The organism is Streptomyces sp. NBC_01537 (genome assembly GCF_045040445.1).
In the GTDB taxonomy this organism is placed as follows: Bacteria; Actinomycetota; Actinomycetes; order Streptomycetales; family Streptomycetaceae; genus Actinacidiphila.
Genome location: NZ_CP109392.1, coordinates 4,572,499 through 4,590,474 on the forward strand (window position 1 = coordinate 4,572,499; position 17,976 = coordinate 4,590,474).

Below are 17,976 nucleotides of genomic sequence, written 5' to 3' on the forward strand. Positions count from 1 at the left end.
GTCCCTCGCGCTCACTGCTCCTTGAGCTCGTCGATCCGGACGGGGCCGCCAGTGGTGACCGACTGGACGGCGGCGAGGGCGATGGACAGGGCGGCGCGGGCGTCCTGGCCGGTGACGGTGGGGCTGGTCCCGGTGCGTACGCAGGTGGTGAAGTCGGCGAGCTCGGCGACGTACGCGTCGTGGAAGAGGTCCTGGTCGTAGGTGACGCACTCGGCGGCGATGCCCTCCGCGCCGTAGGAGGTCAGGTGGGTGCGGCGGACGTCGCCCATGGTGAGCATGCCGGCGGAGCCGAAGACCTCGCCGCGTACGTCGTAGCCGTAGACGGCCTGGAAGTTGGCCTCGGCGGTGGCGATGGCGCCGTTGTCGAAGCGGATGGTGACGACGGCGGTGTCGAGCAGGCCGCGGTCCTTGAAGTCGGGGCGGACCAGGGCGTCGGCCATGGCGAAGACCTCGACGGGCTCGGCGCCGGGATTGAGGTAGCGCAGGGTGTCGAAGTCGTGGATGAGGGTCTCCAGGAAGATCGTCCACGGCGGGATGGGCGCCGGGTCGGCCAGCTTCGGGTCGCGGGTGAGCGAGCGCAGCAGCTGCGGGGTGCCGATGGCGCCGGAGGCGACCTTGTCGTGGGCGGCGCGGAAGCCGGCATCGTAGCGCCGGTTGAAGCCGACCTGGAGGGCGACGCCCGCCTTCTCGGCAGCGGCGATCGCGCGGTCGGCCTCGGCGAGGGTGACGGCCATGGGCTTCTCGCAGTAGATGGCCTTGCCCGCCCGCGCCGCCGCCTCGACGAGGTCGGCGTGGGTGCGGGCCGGGGTGGAGATGACCACGGCGTCGACGTCCGGGTCGGCGAGCAGCTCGCCGATGTCGGTGTACGACGTGGGGCAGCCCAGCCGGTCCGCGAGGCCCCGCGCGGCGCCCGGGGCCGGGTCGGCGACGGCGGCGAGCCGGGCCCCGGGGATGCGGCGGGCCAGGGACTCCGCATGGAAGGAGCCCATTCGTCCGGCGCCGACGAGGGCGACGGCGAGCGGCTGCTGAGTGGTCATGAGAGTTCTCCGTACGTCGTTGTCAGAGGGTGGGTCAGCGTGAGTCAGAGGGTGAAGGCGGCGCGGAAACGGTCCAGGGCGAGGTCGTCGTCACCGGAGGCCCAGGCCTCCATGGCGACCGTGCCGTCGTAGCCGAGGTCCGCGAGGACCCGTGCGACGGCCGGGTAGTTGATCTCCCCGGTGCCCGGCTCGCAGCGGCCCGGTACGTCGGCGATCTGGATCTCTCCGATCAGGCCCAGTCCGTGCGCCCGGCGGACCAGTTCGATGAGATTTCCCTCGCCGATCTGTGCGTGGTACAGGTCCAGGTTCATCCGCAGGCCCGGCCGGTCCACGGCCTCGACCAGGGCCAGGGTGTCGGCGGCCCTGGCGAACGGCACTCCGGGGTGGTCGACGGCGGTGTTGAGGTTCTCCAGGGTGAAGACGACACCGGCGCTCTCGCCCAGCTCGGCGATCCGGGTGAGCGTGCGGTGGGCGGTGGCCCGCATCGGGCCGTCGGGCTCGCCGGTCACCGGCACCACGGGCAGGCCCCTGCCGTCCAGGCCTGTGCCGTGCAGGTTCAGCCGCGGGCAGCTCAGATGCTCGGCGGCCTTCACCGACTCCTCGGCGGTGCGCAGCAGCTCGGCGGCGCCGTCCTCGTCGGTCAGGGTGCCGCTGATGTAGCCGGTCATGGACGAGAAGTCGGCCGGGGTGCGGGCGAGGGCATCGAGGTCGTGCCGGGTCCAGTCCCAGATCTCGGCCTGGAAGCCCGCGTCGTGGATGCGGCGGACCCGCTCCTGGATCGGGCGGTCCCGGAAGACCATCTCGGCGCAGACAGCCAGCGTGACCATCGCCACCACCTCCACGTATAGAACGTTCTAGTTCCAGTAGTACGCCAGCCACCGGCTCGGCCTGTCAAGAGCCCGCCGCACGAAAACTAGAACGTTGCAGTACCTTGGAGCAGCGACTTAGAGGCCGCGCCGATGGGGAGCGCGGGCGACGCCGCGGGCCCTATCGGCGCGGCCTCTTAACTCCACGACAGGGAGGGCAGCGGTGTCACCGACCCCCGAGGTCCCGGACGGGAAGCGGCCCACTCTCGCCGACGTGGCCGCGCGGGCCAACGTGTCCACGGCACTGGTCTCCATCGTCATCCGCGGGACCAAGGGCGCGAGCGCCGCCACCCGCGAACGGGTCCTGCAGGCCGCCAAGGACATCGGCTACCGGCCCGACACCCGGGCCCGGCTGCTGCGCAGCCACCGTTCACGCCTGCTCGGCGTGCAGTTCGACCTCCAGCACGCCTTCCACACCGACCTGGTCGAGGGCATCTACGCGGCGGCCGAACCGGCCGGCTACCAGGTCGCCCTGAGCGCCGTGGCCCCCAGCCGCAGCGAACAGCACGCCGTGGACACCCTCCTCGCCGACCGCTGCGAGGCCCTGATCCTGCTCGGCCCGCAGGCCCCCGCCGCCCGCCTGGCCGAACTCGCCGCGCAGCTGCCGGTCGTGTCCCTCGCCCGCCGGCTGCGCCCGTCCGCCGGGAACGTCGAGGTCGTACGGACCGCCGACGACGAAGGAGCCCGCCAGGCCGTGGACCACCTGGTGGCGCTCGGCCACCGCGACATCGCCCACGTCGACGGCGGCCGGGCCCCGGGCGCCGCCGACCGCCGGCGCGGCTACCGCACCGCCATGAACCGCCACGGCCTCGCCGCCCACGCCCGCGTGCTGCCCGGCGGACTGACCGAGGACGACGGAGCCGCCGCCGCCCGCGCCCTGCTCGCCACCCGCCCCCGGCCCCCCACCGCCGTGCTCGCCTTCAACGACCGCTGCGCCACCGGCCTGCTCGACACCTTCCTCCGCGCCGGTGTCCCGGTCCCCGCCGGCATCTCCGTCATCGGCTTCGACGACAGCCGGCTCGCCCGCCTTGCCCACATCGACCTCACCACCGTCGGCCAGGACATCCCGCGCATGGCCGGACTCGCGGTCGGCCGGGCCATCGCCCGGCTGGAAGGCGAACCGGCGGACGAACCCGCACCCGGGACGGAGACCGTCATCGCCCCGCATCTCATCACGCGCGGCACCACGGCCCCACCACCCGCCACGGCCTGAACCCCACCGGCGTCGTGGTCGGTGGGGTTCAGGCCGTGGTTGGGACTACTTGCGGTAGCCCGACACCTTGCCGATCCAGGTGATGAAGTCGCCCGGGTCCTCGTCCGCGCCGTGACCGGCGTCCCAGTAGTACGAGGTGTTGACGTCGTCGCCCAGGTTCTCCAGGCGGGCGCCGAGGTTGCTCGCGACCGAGAGCGAGGTGTCGCTGTCCTTGGTGCCGAGGCGGATCCACCAGTGCTTGGACCGGTTCTGGTTGGCGTCCCCGGCGAGGTGGTGCATCGTGTTCATCAGGTCGAGCTTGCCGGGGATGTCGCTGTCGAGGCGCGCGCTGCTGCCGCTCTCGTGCCGGAGGCTGTACAGCGTGAAGTGCCGGGCCTTCGTGGTCCCCGTACCGAACAGGTTGTTCTCACCGGAGGACAGGTCGAAGAGGTCGAACGACGGGGCGTCCTTCTTCCGCGCGCCGACGTGGGTGAGGAAGTCGGCCCAGGCGAAGGTCGCCCTGCCGCCGGACCACGTGATGAACGTGTTCGCGGCCAGGTAGGTCGCGCGGTCCGCGTCCGACAGCGCGGCGAGGTACTTGGTGGCCGAGGGCTCCAGGTGGGTCTTCACCAGGTACTCGTCGAGGTTGCGGACGGTGAGCTTGCCGAAGCCCTTGGCGTGCAGCTTGAGGGAGGCCAGGTAGTCGCCGTACGCGGTGCGCAGTTCCTTGGAGATGGTCCGGTCGACCAGCGAACCGCTGCTCAGCGCGTTGGCGCCCCAGTTCCACTCGTACGCCATGTCGGCGTGTTCGAGGTCGGTGATCGGGCACCAGGCGCCGGTGGCGAAGATCGCGTCGCTCCCCTCCGCCGCGCCGATCTCCTTGAGGTAGGAGTCGTAGATCGGGCTGTCGCCGGACGCGCCGAGCAGGGAGGACAGGGCGCCGCCGGCGCTGACGCCGGCGGAGACGATCCGGTGCACGTTGCCCGGGATGCGGCCCTTGTTGGACTTCACGTACCGTACGGCGGCCTTGAGGTCCACGATGGCGGCGGGCGCGGTGCCGTAGTACGTACCGCTGGAGTCGACCAGGGTGCGGCCGCGGGCGCCCGGCTCCACGACGACGTACCCGGCGGCGAGCGCCAGCTGCTGGCGGCTGATCGTGCCGGCGGGGCCCATGGCGCCGCCGATGCCGGTGGCGCTCGCCGTCGACGACGGCATGTATCCGCCCACCTGGTTGGCGAGCAGGATGGGCGCGTGGGTCGCGTCGACGGCCGTTCCGTCGATCTTCACGGGAACACTGACGTTCAGGGACTGGTACGTCGCGTCCACCGGCTTGGCCACGTAGGTGATGGCCTTGTAGAAGTGGTAGACCACCTCGTGGGCGACGCCGTCGGTGTCCGTGATGGTGGTGGTCAGTTCCGTGTAACCGGCCGGATCGAAGACGAGCGAGTCCGAGGACGCCGAGCCGGTCGCGGCCGATGCCGGCGAACCGAGGGCGACGCCGACCGCCGGCACCGCGGCGGCCGCGGCAAATCCCTTGACCATGGTCCTGCGTTTCACTGGTCTCTCCTTCGCATTCGCGTAGGTGCGCGTGACGCCCGGTACCGGCGTTGTCACAGCGAACGTAGGACCCTCGCACAACATTGTCAACAATCATGTTGACCTTATTGCTAACGTACATGTTTCATCGCGGACATACGGGGGCGGTCCGCAGCACGTATGTCTTCCGCTGTGCCCGGGTCAGGTCTGCGCCCGCGCGGGCGCAGACCTGTCGGACCGCCTGGACGGGGTCGACGGCGTACCCCTGTACGGGGACGTGGGCGCCGGCGGCGTACAGGGTGCGGTTGTCGGCGGCGAAGGCCAGGGAGGCGATCGCCTCGCCGGGGGTCCGCAGGGGGCCGCCGAGCGGTTGCAGGGTCTCCGTGTCCCACAGCTGGAGCGTTCCCTGGTCGCCGCCGACGGCGAGCGTACGGCCGTCGGGGCTCAGGGCGAGAGCGCTGACGGTCTCCGGGCTGTTGGCCGGGGAGCCGGGGAAGGCGTTGCGCAGGACGCCCACGCGGTGGCGCAGATCGCCGTCCCACAGGGCCACTCGGCCGGTGAGGTCGCTCGCGGCCAGCCGGGAGCCGTCGGCCGCGAAGGCGAGGGCCTCGATCCCCTCGCCCTGGACCAGGTTCAGGGCAGTGGAACGGCCGTCGGGGATCTCTGCGGTGAGGCGGGCGGCGTGGTTGTCGCCGACGAGGAGCCGGCCGTCGGCGCGGAGTGTGAGGTGGGCGCTCGCCAGTCCCGTCAGCACGGCCCGCCTGCGGTGGGCCGTCGTGTCCCACACCTCGTCCACCACCTGGCCGTCGTCCGTCGGACGGGCCGCGTACAGGGTGCGGCCGCCGGAGCCGAGGGCGAGGGCGACCACGCCCGCCGTGGATCCCGCCGGTGCCAGGTCCAGGGTGGCCAGGGCGCGGCTGCGGCGCAGGTCCCAGATGGTGATCCGCCGGGCAGAGACGCCGTACGCGAACGTCCTGCCGTCGGCGCTGAACGCCATCAGTGGGGCGGCGGAGTCGGCGAGCGGCACGGACGGCAGAGTCCGCAGCACGTGCCCGTCGCGGGTGTCGCGCAGCTCGAATCGGTACTGGGTGCCGCTGCGTTCGGCGGTGGCGAGCGTGTGCCCGTCCGGGGCGAGCAGGACGCCGTCCAGGGCGCGGGCGCGCCAGGCCGACGTGGTGGCCGTCGCCGTGTCGAAGGAGTGGACGGTGCCGCCCGTCAGGTAGCGGAGGGTGGCGTGGCCGGGGTCCCAGGCCAGGGTGCCGTAGGTCTGCTGCTCGTCGAGGGAGTGGCTGAAGACGGGGGTGTCGGTGGCCGAGAGGCGCCAGACCTTGATCTGCGCGCCGTCGGCGGTCGCCAGGAACGCCCCGTCCGCGCTGATCACGGCGGACTTCACCTGCGAGTCGTCGAGAGCGGCCACCTGGCGTCCCGTCCTCGTGTCCCACACGCGCACGCCCGGCGGCGACACGACGGCGAACCGGTGGGCGCCGAACACCACGTCCACGTCGCCTTCGTCGCACAGGCCGCGGTCGCCGCTCCACGCGCCGGGGAGCGTGCTGTGGCTGTGCGTGTCCCAGACCTGCGGGGCCTTCCCGGCGGTGCAGACGGCCACGTACCGGTCGTCGGGGCTCGGGGCGACAGCCGTACCGGGCGCGCGGGTCTCGAAGAGCAGCCGGCCGTCGGTGAGGGAGCGCAGTTGTACGCGGTCGTCGCGCGAGTCGCTCACCAGGTAGCTGCGACCGCTGGTGCCGAAGGCGATGTCGGTGGAGGCACGGGGCAGGAGGCGCGCCTCACCGGTCCAGCGGTCCCGCGCCGTGTCCCACAGCCGTATCCCGTCGTCCGTGTACAGCGCGAGTGCCCGGCCGCCGGGGCCCGCGGCGAACGCCTGCGTCCCGGCCGGGAGCGTCCCCGAGGCGGTGCGGCGGTGCGTGGCCACGTTCCACGTGCGCCAGGTCCGTCCGTTGACGCCGAGCAGGGTGCGGCCGGAGTCGGTGAGGAAGTCATTGGATTCGTTGCCCGGCGTGGGGTCGGTGAAGGCGTCCAGTTCGGGTTGGGCGAGCGCGTCGAACAGGGCAGTGCGGGTCTCGGGCAGCGCGGAGGTCCGCCAGGCGGCGGCGCCGAGCAGCATCGCGGTGCGCGGGTCGGTGGTGCGCAGGGAGTCGGCGACGGCGGCGACGCGGCGGGCGGTGGCATCGGTGCGCTGGCGGTCGTTGGCGCGGTGCTGGGTCCAGGCGGTCAGCCCGGCGAGCAGGGCCACAGCCAGGACGGCGGACAACGACATGAGCAGGATCCGGGAGCGGCGGGCGGCCAGGACGGCCGTACGGCGCTCCGCGTCGCGGGCCTCCAGCGCCGCCGTGAGGAAGGCCCGCTCGGTCGCGGTGAGCGAGCCGTCGTGCGTGAACAGCTCCTGTGCGCGGTCGAGCCGAGCCCCGCGGTACAGGGCGCCGGGGTCGCGGTCGGTCTCCGCCCAGGCGCGGGCGGCCTCGGTCAGCTGCCGGTGGTGGCGCAGGCGCTCGCGCTCCTCCTCCAGCCAGGCGGCCAGGCGGGGCCAGCAGGTGAGCAGCGCCTCGTGGGCGAGCTGGACGCCGTCCTCGTCGGCGGTGAGCAGCCGGGCGCCGGCCAGCCGCTCGACGACCGGCGGCACCGTGGGGTCCGCCCACTCGTCCAGTTCCACCCGGGTCAGCGGGCGCCGGGTGTCGGGGGCGCCCCGGCCCGGCTCCACCATCCGCAGCAGCAACTGCCGCGCGGCGCGCGCCTGCGGCGGGGACAGCTGCTCGTACGCCTCCTCCGCGGTCGCCGCGATCGCGCCGCGCACCCCGCCGGCCGCCTCGTACGCGGCGAGGGTCAGCATCCGGCTCCTGCGCCGGCGCCAGGTCTCCAGCAGCGCGTGGGAGAGCATGGGCAGGGCGCCGGGTTCGTCCAGGACCTCCTCGACGATCCGCGCGGTCAGTTCCCGCTCGACCATGAGGCCGGTCGCGGCGGCCGGTCTGACCACCGACTCGCGCAGTTCGTCCGCGGTCATGGGCCCGAGTGCCAGTCCGGCGCCGTTCAGCGCGTCCGCCAGGCCCCGGTGCTCCAGGCAGGCGGCGTAGAAGTCCGCGCGTACGGCGATCAGGACCCGCAGCCGGCTGCCCGGAGCCCTTGAGGCCAGCAGGAGGTCGATGAACCGGGCCCGCTCGGCCGGGTCCTTGCAGAGGGTGAAGACCTCCTCGAACTGGTCGACCACGACCCAGCTCTCGGGCTCGCCCTCGGCGGGCGCCAGGAGGTGGCCGTAGGCAGCAGCGGGCCGCGCACCGGGGGTCAGGATCCGCAGCACCGCCGGGCTCCTCCGGCCGGCGATCCTCTCCTGGAGGCGGGGGATCAGCCCGGCCCGCAGCAGCGAGGACTTGCCGCTCCCGGACGCGCCGAACAGCACCGCGAGCCGGTGATTCTGCACCAGCCCGGTCAGCTCCTCCGCCATCCGGTCGCGGCCGAAGAACAGATGCCGGTCGCCGGGTTCGAAGCGGGCCAGCCCCCGGTACGGCGGACTCGTGTCCTGCGCCTCCTCCCGTACGGCTTCGACGCTGGCCGCTTCGGTTTCCTTCCAGCGCGGCTCCCACTCCCCGGGCTCGCCCCCGCAGGCGTGTACGTATCCCCGCAGGACGTCGAGCGACGGCAGCCGTTCCCCGAACGCGGCCCGGGACAGCGTCGTCGCGGAGAACCCGGCCTTCGCGGCCATGCTCTGGTACGACGGGTTGCCGGCGGCCCGGCGCAGCTCGCGCAGTTCGTGCGCGAGGCGCTGGACGGGCCCGGCCTTCGGGTCCAGGGGTTTCTCGGGACGGCCCACGGGCCCACCTCCTCCTGCACGGAGCGAACCATTCCGGTCACCGCGTTAGATGCCGCTGCGGTGCGAAAAGGTGCGCCTCGGGTGTGTGGCGTTGATGACAGCCGGGCGGAGTCCTCCGAGTTGATTCATCTGGTGGGAGGGGGCTGTGCATCAACTTTCCGCTTGCGAGTCTCGGTGTCGCCGGCAGACCGGCAACGCATCACCCGACACTCCGGCTCCAGGGGGAACCTTGCGCAAACAAATGAGAATCGCCTGCGTGGGCACAGCCGCGGCAGCGGCGGTGGCCGCCCTCGCCACGGGACTGACCAGCACGGCACAGGCGACGTCCGTGACCACAGTCAAAGGCGCGGCCGTCACCGGCAATCACACCATCACCCTCATCACCGGTGACCGTGTCGTCGTCGACGCCAAGGGCAAGGTCGTCGGCGTGGAACGGGCCAAGGGGCGCGAGCGCGTCCCCGTGCAGATGCGCACCGTCGGCGGCCACACCCTCGTCATACCGATGGACGCGGTCCGGCTGATCGCGAGTGGCAGGATCGACCAGCGGCTGTTCGACGTCACCGTGCTCAACAAGGCCGCCACCCGCAAGAGCCAGCGGAACGGCCTGAAGGTCATCGTCGGCTACAAGGGCGCCGCATCCGCCGCGAAGGCGAACGTCCGGGACACCGGAACGCTGCACGCGACCTTCAAGCAGCTGAACGCGGACGCGGTGCAGACCCCGGTCGCGGACACGCCGGAGCTGTGGGACGCGGTCACCGACGGCGACAAGGCCGCCTCCGGCGTCGCCCACGTCTGGCTCGACGGCGTCCGCAAGGCCGCCCTCGACAAGTCGGTGCCGCAGATCGGCGCGCCCACGGCCTGGGCGAAGGGCTACAACGGCAAGGGCGTCAAGGTCGCCGTCCTGGACACGGGTGTCGACACGACCCACCCGGACCTGAAGACCCAGGTGATCGCCGCCAAGAACTTCTCCGGTTCCAAGGACACCGTCGACCGCTTCGGCCACGGCACGCACGTGGCGTCCATCATCGCGGGCACCGGCGCCAAGTCCGGCGGCAAGTACAAGGGGGTCGCGCCCGGCGCGCAGATCCTCAACGGCAAGGTCCTGGACGACGAGGGCAACGGTGACGACTCCAGCATCCTCGCGGGCATGGAGTGGGCCGCCCAGCAGGGCGCCGACATCGTCAACCTCAGCCTCGGCGGCGCCGACAGCGAGGGCGTCGACGCGCTCGAAGCCGAGGTGAACAAGCTCTCCGAGACCAAGAACATGCTCTTCGCCATCGCCGCCGGCAACGAGGGCGAGGGGGGCGCCTCGACCATCGACTCCCCGGGCAGCGCGGCCGACGCGCTCACCGTCGGCGCCGTCGACAGCGCGGACAAGCTCGCCTACTTCTCCAGCCGGGGCCCGACCGCCGACGGCACCATCAAGCCGGACGTCACCGCACCCGGCGTGCAGATCACCGCCGCCGCGGCCAAGGGCAGCGTCGTCGACAAGGAGGTCGGCGAGAACCCCGCCGGCTACCTGACGATCTCGGGTACGTCCATGGCGACCCCGCATGTGGCCGGCGCCGCCGCGATCCTCAAGCAGGAGCACCCGGACTGGACCTTCAGCCGGCTGAAGGACGCGCTCATCGGCTCCACGAAGGCGGGCGACTACTCGGCGTTCCAGGGCGGTGCGGGCCGCATCCAGGTCGACAAGGCCATCGCGCAGACCGTGGTCGCCGAGTCGGCGTCGGTGCTCTTCCCCGTCCAGCAGTGGCCGCACACCGACGACACCCCGGCGACCCAGCAGGTGACGTACCGCAACCTCGGTACGAAGGACATCACGCTGGCCCTGTCCGTCGCGGGCCGCGACCCCAAGGGCAAAGCGGCCCCGGCGGGCTTCTTCGGCCTCGCCTCGACCACGGTCACCGTCCCGGCCGGCGGCACGGCCTCGGCCGGCGTCACCGTGAACACCAAGCTGGGCGGCACCCTCAACGGCGGTTACTCGGGTGTCGTGACGGCCACGGGCGACGGCCAGAGCGTCCGTACCTCGGTGGGCGTCATCCGGGAGACCGAGCACTACAACCTCACCCTGAAGTACATCAACCGCGCCGGTGAGGCCCCGCTGCACCTCTCCTCCGTGCTGAGCGTCGACAGCGCGGAAGCGCTCTCCTACCAGTCGTCGGAGTCCACCGCCGACACGGACACCATCCGCGTGACCAAGGGCACGTTCATGCTGGAGTCGTTCAGCTCGAAGAACCTCACCACCTATGAGGGCGGCCTCGACTGGCTGATCGCGCCCTTGTTCAAGGTCACCAAGGACACGACGATCACGCTCGACCTGAACAAGGCCAAGTCGCCCGACATCACCGTGCCGGATGCCGCGGCCAAGCCGCTGAACGCCGAGGTGGGGTACAAGTACTACGCGGGTGCGAACGGGCAGAACGGAAGCAGCGTCCTGGTGCACTCCTTCTCCGACCTCCGGATCGCGCACATCGGCCCGGCGGTCCCCTACCTGACCCAGACCTGGTCCGGGCAGTGGACCAAGGGCGGCAAGGCGGAGTACGACATCGCCGCCGCCGCCACGGTGAAGAAGCTCAAGGGGGCGTACGTCCGCCACTACAAGGCCGCCGACTTCGCCACCCTCAAGGTCGGCATGGGCTCCTCGGTCCCCGGCAAGACAGGCGCCGTCACGCTCACCGGCGTCGTGTCCGACGGCCTCGGCTACCGGTCCGCCTTCGCCGACGCCGTCCCGCAGACGCTGCCCAGCACTCGCACGTACCACGTGTCGGCCATCGAGGGCGTCCAGTGGCGGCCCGACTTCTACCAGTACTCCGGGAAGAAGGACGCCGACGGCAACCCGCTCTCCGACGTGACCTCCGGGGCCGAGGACTACCTCCCTCTCAAGGCCGGCCGGACCTATCAGCAGAAGTTCAACGCGGCCGTGGTCGCGCCGCGGATCACGGGCAGCGAGACCTTCGGCAACGGCGTCTACCGCGACGGCAACAGCGTCTACGGCATGATGCGGATGTTCACCGACGGCGCGGGCCACGCGGGTGACTCGGACTTCACCTCGGCGACGACGACGCTGTACCGCAACGGCGTGAAGGTCGGCACCAACCACGACCCGCTCACCGGCGACAAGCAGTTCAAGGTCCCGGCCGGCGTCGCCACGTACAGGCTGACCACCTCGGTCAGGCGCAGCGCCGCTGTCGCGGCCGCCTCCAACCGGATCGACGCGACCTGGACGTTCCGCTCGAAGAAGCCGTCCGGCGGCCTGGCGGTCCAGCTGCCGGCCTCCTCGGTCCGCTTCAACGTCACCACCGGCCTGGACAGCAAGGTCGTCGCGGGAAAGAAGGCCACCTTCCCGGTCACCGTCGAGGGCCCGGCCAAGGGCCGCAACCTCAAGTCGCTGGCGGTGTGGGTGTCGTACGACCACGGCCGGACGTGGAAGAAGGTCACCGTCACGCACGGCAGGATCACCGTGAAGAACCCGGCCAAGGGGAAGGCCGTCTCCCTCCGCGCCAAGATCACCGACAAGAAGAACAACACGTCGATGATCTCGATCTACAACGCGTACTACGGCAAGTGAAGTGAGGGGAAAGGCCTGCCGGAAGCGCGACTTCCGGCAGGCCTTTCCTGTCCCTGTCCCCTTTCAGCCGGCGCTGCCGCTGGACGGAACCGGCAAGGGCGGAACGCTGACACCGGAAGTCGGACCCGGGCTCGGAGTGCGGGAGGCGGTGGCGCTTGCGTCCGGCAAGGCACTTGCGCCGGGCGAGGCGGAGGCGGAGGTGGAGGCGTCCGCCGGCGGTGCCACGTCGGTGGACACGCCTGGTGTTGGTGTCCCGCTGGTGGACGGGCTCGGGGTGCCGGTCGAGCCGGTCGAGCCGCCGCCCAGCGAGGTTCCGCTGCCCGGCTCGTTCCTGACCACGGCCGCCACCGGCTTGCCCGCGATCAGCTCCACCGCGGTCACCACGCCCATCGCCAGGACGAACACCAGGCCCGTCGTCAGGGCGTACGTCTTCCAGCCCCTGGGTTTCCGGCCCACGCCGTCCCGCTGCTCGGTGTCCGTGGCGTCCGCCGGCGGACCGAACGCCTCCCGGGCGTCGGCGCGGTGAGCCACCCGCTCCTCGCCCGGTGTGCTCGGCGCTCCCCCGACCGGCATGCGCCCACGGATCCCCTCGCCGGTCCGGTGGAAGAGATGCTGGAAGAGCGCGGCGCCGGTGGTCGCGCTGGTGCTGACCACGGCGGCGCCGACGATCGTCCCGTGCACCCCCAGCAAGGACGCCATCAACGCGCCCACGACAGCCGCGAGCGTGCTCGCGGCCACCTGGACGGCGCTGAGGTCGAGCACCCTGCGCTCGGGGGTTCGTCCTTCTTCTGCTTCTTCGTCCGCTCCCGGATCACCCATCAATATCCTCTGGTCGGTTACTGGGTGAACATCCCGGCGTGCAGGGTCCTGAGTATTCGTGCCAGGAGCCGGGACACGTGCATCTGGGAGAGGTGGAGTTCGGCACCGATCTCGGACTGTGTCATCTCCGCTCCGAAGCGCATCCGCAGGATCGTCCGGTCGCGTGCCCCGAGTTGGGCCAGCAGCGGCTTGAGCGCCTCCAGGTTCTCCACGTTCTCCATGCCCGGGTCCTCCTCGCCGAGCCGGTCGGCGTAGGAGGAGTAGGTGCCGGGGGCGTCGCTGCCCTCGCCGGTGGGGATGTCCAGTGATCCGGCGGTGTAGCCGTTGCCCGCCACCACGCCCTGGAGGACCTGTCCCGGGCTCAGATCCAGGTAGGACGCCAGCTCCGCCGTCGTCGGCATGTGGTCCTGGGTCTGCGACAGCGCCTCCGTGGCCTTGGCCAGCGCCAGGCGCCGCTCCTGCAGATCACGGGGTACGTGCACCGCCCAGCTCGTGTCACGCAGGAACCGCTTGATCTCCCCCGAGATGTAGGGGATCGCGAAGGTGGTGAACTCGACCTCGCGGGAGAGGTCGAAGCGGTCGATGGCCTTGATCAGACCGATCATCCCGACCTGGATGAGCTCCTCCATCCCCTCCCTGCGGTGCCGGAACCGGGCCGCCGCGAACTTGACCACGGACACGTTCAGTTCGATGAGGGTGTTCCGCGCGTACTGGTATTCCGGCGTGCCCTCCTCCAGAACCCGGAGCCGGACGAAGAACTCCTTCGACAGCACCCGCGCGTCCATGGGAGCGACCTTGCCCGTTTCCTCGATCCACGGAAGCCGGCCGGCCACGGCACACTCCTCCGCCGACCGAATCCCAACCGGCGCCCGTAAAGCCGAACCCGCAAGTGCAGTCATGTGCTGGACCTTCCGTAGGCAGACCTTCCCCGTGTGACAGGTGGCAGCGCTCGTGTACCCGGGACCGGCATGCGTACGCCGTCGAAGTCCGGCCACCCCTGGTGATCCGGCCTTCGGCGTCCTAGGCAGCCTCCCCGACCTCCGGGAAGGGCAGGACGGGAAGGGCCGGGACGACCGGGAGGATGCGGTTCAGCCCACTGGCTCTCAGTGCCTCGACGACAGCATCTGACGCCGCGACAAGGCGCATGCCACCACCGCGCTGACGGGCCCTCCGGTCGACAGCGACCAGCATCCCCAGGCCGAGCGCATCGCAGAAGCCGACGCCCGACAGATCGAGGACCAGCGCAGCGCCGGGACCGCAGGACGCCCGCAGGAGGCGTTCTCGCACTTCCGGAACGGTGCCGAGGTCCAGGCGGCCCACGATGGCGATGACGATGCCGTCCTCGGCGGACGCGCGGGTGAGCGTCCGTGCGGAGCGGAGGGCTTCGATGCGCATTCAGGTGCCTCCTCGGAGCGGAACAGTCGATCACGCTGCCGGGAGTCTGGGGCTTCACCGAGCATCCTAGTCCTGCTGTGTATGCGCCGGATAAGTCCTGTCATCGGCGGCTGTGGCCGCGCCGGCCGCCCGAACGGCGTCGTGAACTCCCGCCGCTCCTGCGGCGGTTGCTCCGGGCCGCCATCCGCGCACTCGTTCACCCCACAGCAAACCCCACCCGCCCGGGACGGGAAAGAACCGATCCGGCAACGGCTCATCTCGGTGGCCGATCACCAGGCTGACGGCCCGTTCGATCCGCTACGGACACCACCGGCCGAGTGAATGAGGGACCCCCTGTAACCCCATTGGCCCTTTATCTGTATGTCCTTTATCAGTCTATTGCCTAGGTTTTGGCGAGTAGGTGATGGTTCATCACCTGACTGCAGCTCACTACGGGAGTTCGGGGTCCCCCTTTGCCGGGGCGGCTGAGCTCAAACGGCGACAAGAAAGGTCTGTCCCATGGCAGTGGATGCCACCTCGTCCCGTCCACCACGCGGAAGCCGTATAGCCAATCGGCTCAAGGCACGTCTCGCTCTGCTGCCCGGCGTAGCGCTGCTGGCAACGGCCACCATGGCCTCGGGCGTCGCGCACGCCGCAGTAGTAGCCACCGTCCCCATGGGGACCGCTGCCAGTTACGCGGTTTTGGCAGGTCCAACGGTCACCAATACCCCCCTCAGCCCCACCGTCATCAACGGTGACCTGGGGACCTCCCCGGGCGCTGCCGTGACGGGCTTCGACTTTTCGACGACCCCCGGCGCGGGGCATGTCTTCGGCGCGGTGCACCGCGCCGACGCCGTGTCCCTCAAGGCGCAGGACGATCTGACCACCGCCTACAACAATGCGGCCGGACGGACCGGCGGAGCTGACGTCACGAACGTGGATCTGGGCGGAAAGACACTGGTGCCCGGCGTCTACAACTCCACAGACGCGATGTCAATCACCGGACCCATCCCCCTCACTCTCAACGCCGGGGGCGACCCGAACGCCGTCTTCATCTTCCAGGCCGCATCGACGCTGATCACGGGTTCGGACATCCAGGTCAAGCTCGTCAACGGAGCACAGCCCTGCAACGTGTTCTGGCAGGTGGGCAGTTCCGCCACCATCGCGACCGGTGCCAAGTTCGTGGGCACCATCATGGCCCTTGCCCAAATCGCGGTACAGACCGGCGCCACGATCGAAGGCCGAGCTCTGGCGAGCACCGCCCAGGTCACGCTGGACAACAACGTCATCACGAACTCGATCTGCAGCACCACTGGCCCGCAGGGCCCCGCCGGACCCGCTGGACCTACCGGAACTCCTGGTCCCGCCGGACCCGCCGGAACTGCCGGACCTGCTGGACCCGCCGGAACTGCCGGGCCCGCCGGGCCCGCTGGGCCCGCCGGAACTGCCGGACCTGCTGGACCTGCCGGACCCGCCGGAGGCGCCGGTCCCGCCGGACCCGCCGGACCTGCCGGAACACCCGGAACCACCGGCCCGCAGGGACCCGCCGGGACACCCGGGACGCCCGGAGCACCCGGGACGCCCGGGGCACCCGGGACCCCCGGGGCACCCGGAACCACCGGCCCGCAGGGACCCGCCGGAACGCCCGGAACACCCGGAACACCCGGAACACCGGGTAAACCCGGAGCCACCGGCCCGCAGGGACCTGCCGGAACTCCCGGAACCACCGGCCCGCAGGGACCCAAGGGCGACAAGGGCGACACCGGTTCGCAAGGCCCGACCGGCCCTGGCGGCCCCAAGGGCGACACCGGTCTGCAAGGCCCGACCGGCCCTGGCGGCCCCAAGGGCGACTCCGGAGAGCAGGGACCCAAGGGTGACACCGGAGAGCAGGGCCCTGCCGGGCCTGGTGGTGGTCCGGGCGAGGACCACCACGGTGATCACGGCGACCACGGTGATCACGGCGATCACCACGGCGACCACGGCGACCACGGTGATCACGGCGATCACCACGGCGACCACGGCGACCACGGCGACCACAAGAAGGACTGCCCCCCTGAAGACGTGAAGCCGCCCTTCAAGCACCAGGAGGACCACTGGAGCCCGATGTGGCAGCCCGAGTGGTGACGGGCCGCAACTGACAGAAAGGAAAACGCACAGCCAAGGGGCGCTCCCGGAAAACGGGGGCGCCCCTTCGAAGAGGCATCCTCACCGTTCGCGGCGCCCCGAGCCCGTGTCGATGAGGATCTGTTCGGGCTGGGTGACGTTGTCGGCCCGGAGAGCTTTGGCCATCGCTGCGCGCGCCGCATCAGGCGTAGCGCGCGGCGGGATCACCAGCAGGGAGAAGTGGTCGCGGTCCCCTCGGGTGATGAGGACGGTGTCGTCACCGACCGGGAAGGAGTCGATGTGCACGACCCGGTCGTCGACGATCAGGCGTGACGGCAGTTCCTCCCAGGCACTGGCGTCCAGGCCGACGCGCGTGACGGGTCCGAGATGCTCGGTCAGGGCGGTGATCAGGCTGGGAAGCTCGGCGCCGATGTCGCGGGAACGCGGCCACCATGCGCCGTCGAGAATTCTGGCGCGGGTATGGGTCGTCTCAAGCCTGAGGAGAGCCGTCCCGGGTTTCACGGCATGGCTGATCGCGTCCGGCAGAAGCCGCAGGTCGTGGGGAGTGTCGGAGTCGGCCATCGTGTGTCCGCCCGTCGTCGGGGTGGGGTCCGCCGAAGGAATCGATCTCGTCAGTTCACGGTACTCCGGGTGCCGCTTCCCCGGGAAATACCTGGTCACGCGCCCCGTCCGCGGCCTGCCGACCGGAGTAGGGTTGGAGACACCGGGAGTACTTCGCGCACCGGCTCCTGCGCCGGTGTCGTTCTCGGTGAGCAACAACGCCGGGACGTCGAACACGAACCCGGGGACAGGTCCGCGCCATGACCGCGACCGCGACCGCGAACATCAACCGCACGATCGTCAACGAGCGCGTACCTGCACCGGCGGCCCGTCTCTCCCTCACTCCGACAGGGTCGGGTCCAGGCCTCCTGGACGGTGCCTGGTGGCCCCGCTCCCGCGATCTCTCCCGTGAACTGCCGGCTCTTACGGACGCGCTGGACGGGCGCTGGGGCCGGATCACCCACGTCACCGTGAACCCGACGCACTGGCCCGTGATCCCGCACAAGGTGCCCGTCACCGGGCACACGCTGCGCGTGGGCTGGTTCGCCGCCGAGCAGGACCCGAACAAGCTGATGCTGTTCTCGTACAGCGTGGGCCGCTGGGACCTGCTGGTGATCCCTCCGGAGACCGGGGCGGCCGCCGCGGCCCGGCTGATGGCTGCCGCCGCCGCGCCTGGCGACCTTCTCACCGCCAGCGCTCTGATGGCGGGTGAGGACGGCCCCCGTGAGGCGTGGGAGACGCTGAGCCGCGAGGAGGAGTGGGAGACCGACGGAGGCGGCGCCCCCGTCGAGGTCGGGAGCCCGGTCCCGACCGGGCTGCTGTGCACCCAAGGGATGTGAGGACATGGAGACCGTTGTCGCCGTGGCCGTGATCGTCGTTGCGATCATCGCAGGAGTGGTCCTGATCCACCGGCTCAACCTGCAGCACGGCGAGAGGATCACGGCTTTCCACTACAGCGACGTCCTGCCGGGAGTCGGCCGACGGCACCGGAGGCGCCGGGGCGAACACGGCGGGGAGCAGTAGCCTGGAAAGTGGGTCGACCACCCTCACGTGGGACGGCCCGGAAGGGACGGCCTCGGTGTGCCTGCGTGAAT

At 71.1% G+C, this 17,976-nt stretch carries 13 protein-coding genes; 5 read left to right on the plus strand and 8 right to left on the minus strand.

All coding sequences use genetic code 11. The annotated features are described in order from the left end of the window. Positions 1-11 precede the first annotated feature (11 nt). Both OG607_RS21015 and OG607_RS21020 read right to left on the minus strand, forming a co-directional pair. Positions 12-1,037, minus strand: coding sequence for a Gfo/Idh/MocA family oxidoreductase (locus tag OG607_RS21015; RefSeq protein ID WP_405725448.1), 1,026 nt, complete (start codon positions 1,035-1,037; stop codon positions 12-14). Between the two features lie 44 nt (positions 1,038-1,081). Further along, positions 1,082-1,864, minus strand: a complete 783-nt coding sequence (locus OG607_RS21020) for a TIM barrel protein (protein ID WP_405725450.1) — start codon at positions 1,862-1,864, stop codon at positions 1,082-1,084. Positions 1,865-2,066: 202 nt separating this feature from the next. Here OG607_RS21020 and OG607_RS21025 point away from each other — a divergent pair, with 202 nt between their 5' ends. Then, positions 2,067-3,116, plus strand: coding sequence for a LacI family DNA-binding transcriptional regulator (locus OG607_RS21025; RefSeq protein ID WP_405725452.1), 1,050 nt, complete (start codon positions 2,067-2,069; stop codon positions 3,114-3,116). 45 nt (positions 3,117-3,161) lie between these two features. Here the strand turns inward: OG607_RS21025 and OG607_RS21030 are convergent, their stop codons facing one another. Further along, positions 3,162-4,652 carry a subtype B tannase gene (locus OG607_RS21030; RefSeq protein ID WP_405725455.1) on the minus strand — a complete coding sequence of 497 codons (1,491 nt, stop codon included), beginning with the start codon at positions 4,650-4,652 and terminating at the stop codon, positions 3,162-3,164. Positions 4,653-4,776: 124 nt separating this feature from the next. After that, on the minus strand, positions 4,777-8,454 hold the full coding sequence (locus OG607_RS21035) for a hypothetical protein (RefSeq protein WP_405725458.1): 3,678 nt from the start codon (positions 8,452-8,454) through the stop codon (positions 4,777-4,779). Positions 8,455-8,695: 241 nt separating this feature from the next. Between OG607_RS21035 and OG607_RS21040 the strand changes: the two genes are divergently transcribed. After that, positions 8,696-12,025, plus strand: a complete 3,330-nt coding sequence (locus OG607_RS21040) for a S8 family peptidase (protein WP_405725461.1) — start codon at positions 8,696-8,698, stop codon at positions 12,023-12,025. 63 nt (positions 12,026-12,088) lie between these two features. Here the strand turns inward: OG607_RS21040 and OG607_RS21045 are convergent, their stop codons facing one another. From OG607_RS21045 to OG607_RS21055, 3 genes are all read right to left on the minus strand, one after another. Further along, positions 12,089-12,844 carry a hypothetical protein gene (locus tag OG607_RS21045; RefSeq protein ID WP_405725464.1) on the minus strand — a complete coding sequence of 252 codons (756 nt, stop codon included), beginning with the start codon at positions 12,842-12,844 and terminating at the stop codon, positions 12,089-12,091. Between the two features lie 17 nt (positions 12,845-12,861). Next, entirely contained in the window at positions 12,862-13,743 is an 882-nt protein-coding gene (locus tag OG607_RS21050) for a SigB/SigF/SigG family RNA polymerase sigma factor (protein ID WP_405725467.1), read from the minus strand. Between the two features lie 121 nt (positions 13,744-13,864). Further along, on the minus strand, positions 13,865-14,239 hold the full coding sequence (locus OG607_RS21055) for an STAS domain-containing protein (protein WP_405725470.1): 375 nt from the start codon (positions 14,237-14,239) through the stop codon (positions 13,865-13,867). 498 nt (positions 14,240-14,737) lie between these two features. On the opposite strand from OG607_RS21055, the gene OG607_RS21060 reads away from it, so the two are divergent. After that, positions 14,738-16,342: an ice-binding family protein gene (locus OG607_RS21060; protein WP_405725473.1), complete on the plus strand. Its 1,605-nt coding sequence runs from the start codon at positions 14,738-14,740 to the stop codon at positions 16,340-16,342. An 81-nt stretch (positions 16,343-16,423) separates the two neighbouring features. Here the strand turns inward: OG607_RS21060 and OG607_RS21065 are convergent, their stop codons facing one another. Beyond that, positions 16,424-16,903 (minus strand): DUF5994 family protein, encoded by a 480-nt coding sequence (locus tag OG607_RS21065; protein ID WP_405725476.1) that lies wholly within the window; start codon positions 16,901-16,903, stop codon positions 16,424-16,426. A gap of 239 nt (positions 16,904-17,142) precedes the next feature. On the opposite strand from OG607_RS21065, the gene OG607_RS21070 reads away from it, so the two are divergent. After that, positions 17,143-17,721, plus strand: a complete 579-nt coding sequence (locus OG607_RS21070) for a DUF5994 family protein (RefSeq protein WP_405725479.1) — start codon at positions 17,143-17,145, stop codon at positions 17,719-17,721. Between the two features lie 4 nt (positions 17,722-17,725). Next, positions 17,726-17,905 carry a hypothetical protein gene (locus OG607_RS21075; RefSeq protein WP_405725482.1) on the plus strand — a complete coding sequence of 60 codons (180 nt, stop codon included), beginning with the start codon at positions 17,726-17,728 and terminating at the stop codon, positions 17,903-17,905. Positions 17,906-17,976: the final 71 nt, after the last annotated feature.

What these genes read in the sequence shown, in the direction of transcription:
- OG607_RS21055 (WP_405725470.1), bottom strand. Translation starts at nt 14,239, where the DNA reads ATGCGCATCGAAGCCCTCCGCTCCGCACGGACGCTCACCCGCGCGTCC.
- OG607_RS21060 (WP_405725473.1), top strand. Translation starts at nt 14,738, where the DNA reads ATGGCAGTGGATGCCACCTCGTCCCGTCCACCACGCGGAAGCCGTATA.
- OG607_RS21075 (WP_405725482.1), top strand. Translation starts at nt 17,726, where the DNA reads ATGGAGACCGTTGTCGCCGTGGCCGTGATCGTCGTTGCGATCATCGCA.
- OG607_RS21070 (WP_405725479.1), top strand. Translation starts at nt 17,143, where the DNA reads ATGACCGCGACCGCGACCGCGAACATCAACCGCACGATCGTCAACGAG.
- OG607_RS21040 (WP_405725461.1), top strand. Translation starts at nt 8,696, where the DNA reads ATGAGAATCGCCTGCGTGGGCACAGCCGCGGCAGCGGCGGTGGCCGCC.
- OG607_RS21015 (WP_405725448.1), bottom strand. Translation starts at nt 1,037, where the DNA reads ATGACCACTCAGCAGCCGCTCGCCGTCGCCCTCGTCGGCGCCGGACGA.
- OG607_RS21050 (WP_405725467.1), bottom strand. Translation starts at nt 13,743, where the DNA reads ATGACTGCACTTGCGGGTTCGGCTTTACGGGCGCCGGTTGGGATTCGG.
- OG607_RS21020 (WP_405725450.1), bottom strand. Translation starts at nt 1,864, where the DNA reads ATGGTCACGCTGGCTGTCTGCGCCGAGATGGTCTTCCGGGACCGCCCG.
- OG607_RS21045 (WP_405725464.1), bottom strand. Translation starts at nt 12,844, where the DNA reads ATGGGTGATCCGGGAGCGGACGAAGAAGCAGAAGAAGGACGAACCCCC.
- OG607_RS21065 (WP_405725476.1), bottom strand. Translation starts at nt 16,903, where the DNA reads ATGGCCGACTCCGACACTCCCCACGACCTGCGGCTTCTGCCGGACGCG.